We start from the raw sequence: 3,884 nt of genomic DNA, 5'->3' as shown, positions 1-3,884 counted from the left end.
CGCTACTTCGCCGCGGTGGCCGAGTACCGGCACTTCGGCCGGGCGGCGGAGCAGCTCTACATCACCCAGCCGGCGTAGGGGCGCGGGGAACTGCGCGAGCAACCACAGCCGACCCGCAGCCGACAGACCGCGCGCCCAGGGTGGCGCGTGCATCCCGAGGATGACCGTGTCCGTCTGAGGGACTACGGGCGGACGGTCCTCCCGACCGAAAGTCCGACGCCGGATTCGGGTCGTACGGCTGAGGTAAAGGCGGGCCAGGACACAGAGGATGGAATCACCCATTCCCCCCCCTCCCCGAGGAGCCCCCATGTCCCGTGCGACGGCCTTCCCTGCCCCTCCCGCCCCCGGCGGAGCCGTCGGCGCCGTCGCCGCCCGTGCCACCGGCCTGAGCAAGGTCTACGGCCACGGCGAGACCCGGGTGGCCGCCCTGGACGCGGTCGACGTGGAGTTCCGTCGTGCGGAGTTCACGGCGATCATGGGCCCGTCGGGCTCCGGCAAGTCGACGCTGATGCACTGCATGGCCGGGCTCGACTCGATCTCCTCCGGCTCCGCCCGGATCGGCGAGGTCGAGCTGGGCACGCTGGACGACCGCCGGCTGACCCGGCTGCGCCGGGACAGGATCGGCTTCGTCTTCCAGGCGTTCAACCTGCTGCCGACGCTGACGGCCCTGGAGAACATCACGCTCCCCCTGGCCATCGCGGGCCGCCGGCCCGACGCCGAGTGGGTGGAGCGGATCGTCGCCACGCTGGGCCTGTCCGGGCGGCTCGCGCACCGGCCGTCGCAGCTCTCCGGCGGACAGCAGCAGCGCGTGGCCGTGGCCCGCGCGCTCGCCGCCAAGCCCGAGATCATCTTCGCGGACGAGCCCACCGGCAACCTCGACTCCCGCTCCGGCGCCGAACTGCTGGGCTTCCTGCACGAATCGGTGCGGGCGCTGGAGCAGACGGTCGTCATGGTCACCCACGACCCCGTCGCCGCCTCCTACGCGGACCGCGTCGTCTTCCTCGCCGACGGCCGCATCGTGGACGAGATGCGCGAGCCGGACGCTGGCGCGGTGCTGGACCGGATGAAGGCGTTTGAGGCCACGGGCCGGACGAACTGAGCGATCTGTCGAACTGCGGGCCGGCTGTGGCTGGTCGCGCAGTTCCTCGCGCCCCTTGCGGGGCGCCCCTTGCCGCCCACAATCCTCCAGGACGACACCCACTCATGCTTCGTACCGCCCTGCGCAACGTCCTTGCGCACAAGACCCGGCTGATGATGACCGCCCTCGCGGTCCTCCTCGGCACCGCCTTCGTCTCCGGCACGCTGATCTTCAGCGACACCGTCGAGGGCGCCTTCCGCAACAAGATGGCCAAGAGCCTCGACGACGTCGCCGTCCAGGTCACCCCGGGACGCCCCGACCCCGATGCGCAGGACGGCCGCGCGCTCGACTCCCGCGTGGTGGACACCGTCGCCGCGCTGCCGGGCGTGGCCTCCGTGCGCCCGTCCGTCTCCGGCGTCGTCGTGGTCGCCGACAAGCACAACGACCCGGCCGGCAGCGAGTGGGGCAGCGCCGGTGCCAACTACGTGCCCGGCAAGGACGGCAAGGACAGCCGCTACCCGCTCGTGAAGGGCCACGGACCGGCCGCCGAGGGCGAGATCGTCCTGGACGGCCGGACCGCCGAGAAGGCCGGCGTCAAGGTCGGCGACACCGTGCGGCTGGCCGTCGACGGGCCGGTGCTGACGAAGAAGCTGGTCGGCATCGTCGAGACCGAGGACCCGCGGGTCACGGCGGGCGGCAGCCTCGCGCTGTTCGACACCGCGACCGCGCAGAAACTCCTCGGCAAGAAGGGCGAGTTCAGCGAGCTCGTCGTGGGCGCGAAGCCCGGCACGGACCAGCAGCAGCTGACCGCCAAGGTGCGCGAGGTGCTGCCGAAGACCTTCGACGCGCAGAGCGGCACGCAACTGGCGGCCGAGCAGTCGAAGATGATCGACCACGAGACCAGTTCGATCCGCAACACCTTCCTGGTGTTCGCCGGGATCTCCCTGTTCGTCGGCGTGTTCATCATCGCCAACACCTTCACCATGCTCATCGCCCAGCGCAGCCGGGAGATCGCCCTGCTGCGGGCCGTCGGCGCCTCGCGCCGCCAGGTGGTGCGCTCGGTGCTGGCCGAGGCCGCGATCCTGGGCCTGGTCGCCTCGGCCGCGGGCTTCGCCCTGGGCCTCGGCATAGCCGTCGGCCTGCCGCAGTTGCTGAAGGCGACCGGTGCGGAACTGCCGGACGGGCCGCTGGTGATCGAGCCCTCCGTCGTGCTGACCGCGCTCGGGGTGGGCGTCGTGGTGACGGTCCTGGCCGCCTGGCTGCCGTCGCGCAAGGCCGCGAAGATCGCCCCCGTCGAGGCGCTGGCCAGCGTGGACCAGGCCCCTGCGACGCGCAGCCTGGTCGTCCGCAACTCCCTCGGTGCGGTGCTCGCTTCGCTGGGCGTGGCCCTGATGCTGTACGTGACCACGCTGCGCGACAGCGGCGGTCTGACGGCCGCCATGGCGGGCTCGGCGCTGACCCTCGCGGGCGTCATCGTCCTGGCGCCGCTGCTCTCCCGCCCGTTCGTGCACCTCTTCGGCAAGGCGGCCATGCGGTTCTCGGGCGTGAGCGGCAAGCTCGCCAAGGAGAACGCGCTGCGCAACCCGCGCCGCACGGCCGCCACCGCCTCGGCGCTGATGATCGGCCTCACCCTGATCACCGGCCTGACCGTGGGCGCGGTCTCCGCGAACCAGGGCATGGACAAGAAGGGTCCGCAGCAGCTGACCGCCGACTTCAAGGTCAAGTCCTCCAGCTACATGGGGCTTTCGCCCGAGGTCGGCAAGGAGCTGGCGAAGCAGCCCGGCGTGGCCGCGGCGGTCCCGCTGCGCGCGACGGGCTTCCGGTCGGAGGAGAAGCCGGCGCTGGCGACGGCGGCGGACGTGGCGCAGATCGGCAAGGTGGCGGACGTGCGCGTCACGGGCGGCTCGCTGTCCGGCGTGCGCGGCACGGCCGCGGTGGCCGTCTCGGCGACGTTCGCCAAGGAGCATGCGCTGACGGTCGGTTCGACGGTGCCGATGGCGTTCTACGACGGCAAGAAGGCCGCCCCGAAGGTCGCCGCGGTCTACGCGGACAACGACGTCCTGGGCGAGGTCCTCGCGGCCCCCGCCCTGATCGATCCGCACATGGAGCGCGTCCGCGACGACGAGATCCTGGTGAAGGCGGCCCCCGGCCGGGCGGCCGGCCTGCCGGGCACGATCAAGGAGGCCCTGGGCGGGAACCCGCTCATCAAGGTCGAGACCCCCGAGGACCTGCGGCGCCAGGCGTCCGGGAACATCGACCCCATCCTCAACCTGTCCTACGGGATGCTGGGCATGGCCGTCCTCATCGCGGTCATCGGCGTGGTCAACACCCTTGCCATGTCGGTCTTCGAGCGCACCCGCGAGATCGGCATGCTGCGCGCCATCGGAATGGCCCGCCGCGAGGTGAAGCAGATGGTGCGCCTGGAGTCCGTGATGATCGCGATGTTCGGCGCGGTCCTGGGCGTCGGCGTGGGCATCTTCCTCGCCTGGTCGGGCGGCCACCTGCTGCGCTCGTCCTTCCCCCAGTACGAGATGACCGTCCCGTGGGCCCGCATCGGCCTCTTCCTGCTCCTGGCCCTGGTGGTGGGCGTCCTGGCGGCGGTATGGCCGGCAAGGCGAGCGGCAAGGCTGAACATGCTGGAGTCGATCGGGGCGCAGTAAGCCCCCCCTTCGGGGGCAGGCCCCCGAGCCCCGAAAGCCCTCGGGCCCCGGCCATTCGACCGGGGCCCGAGGGCTTGGGGCTGCGCCCCGTCAGGGGCGCGGGGAACTGCGCGACCAGCCACGACGCACCCGCAGTCGTATTACCC

At 72.0% G+C, this 3,884-nt stretch carries 2 protein-coding genes and 1 pseudogene; all 3 read left to right on the top strand.

Translation table 11 applies throughout. The features are described 5' to 3' along the window. A pseudogene (locus tag ACWD4B_RS35410) lies at window positions 1-72 on the top strand (helix-turn-helix domain-containing protein); the annotation flags it as partial. 235 nt (window positions 73-307) lie between these two features. Next, complete coding sequence (locus ACWD4B_RS35405; protein WP_451424623.1) at window positions 308-1,099, top strand: ABC transporter ATP-binding protein; 792 nt, start codon at window positions 308-310, stop codon at window positions 1,097-1,099. Window positions 1,100-1,203: 104 nt separating this feature from the next. Further along, window positions 1,204-3,738, top strand: a complete 2,535-nt coding sequence (locus tag ACWD4B_RS35400; protein WP_451424622.1) for an ABC transporter permease — start codon at window positions 1,204-1,206, stop codon at window positions 3,736-3,738. Window positions 3,739-3,884: the final 146 nt, after the last annotated feature.

Source organism: Streptomyces sp. NPDC002536, assembly GCF_053594995.1.
Note: the sequence above shows the minus strand (reverse complement) of the source record. Positions and strands in the feature narration are given on the sequence as shown.

Bases quoted from the DNA above. Each gene is read 5' to 3' on its own strand.
- ACWD4B_RS35405 (WP_451424623.1), top strand. From the start codon at position 308: ATGTCCCGTGCGACGGCCTTCCCTGCCCCTCCCGCCCCCGGCGGAGCC.
- ACWD4B_RS35400 (WP_451424622.1), top strand. From the start codon at position 1,204: ATGCTTCGTACCGCCCTGCGCAACGTCCTTGCGCACAAGACCCGGCTG.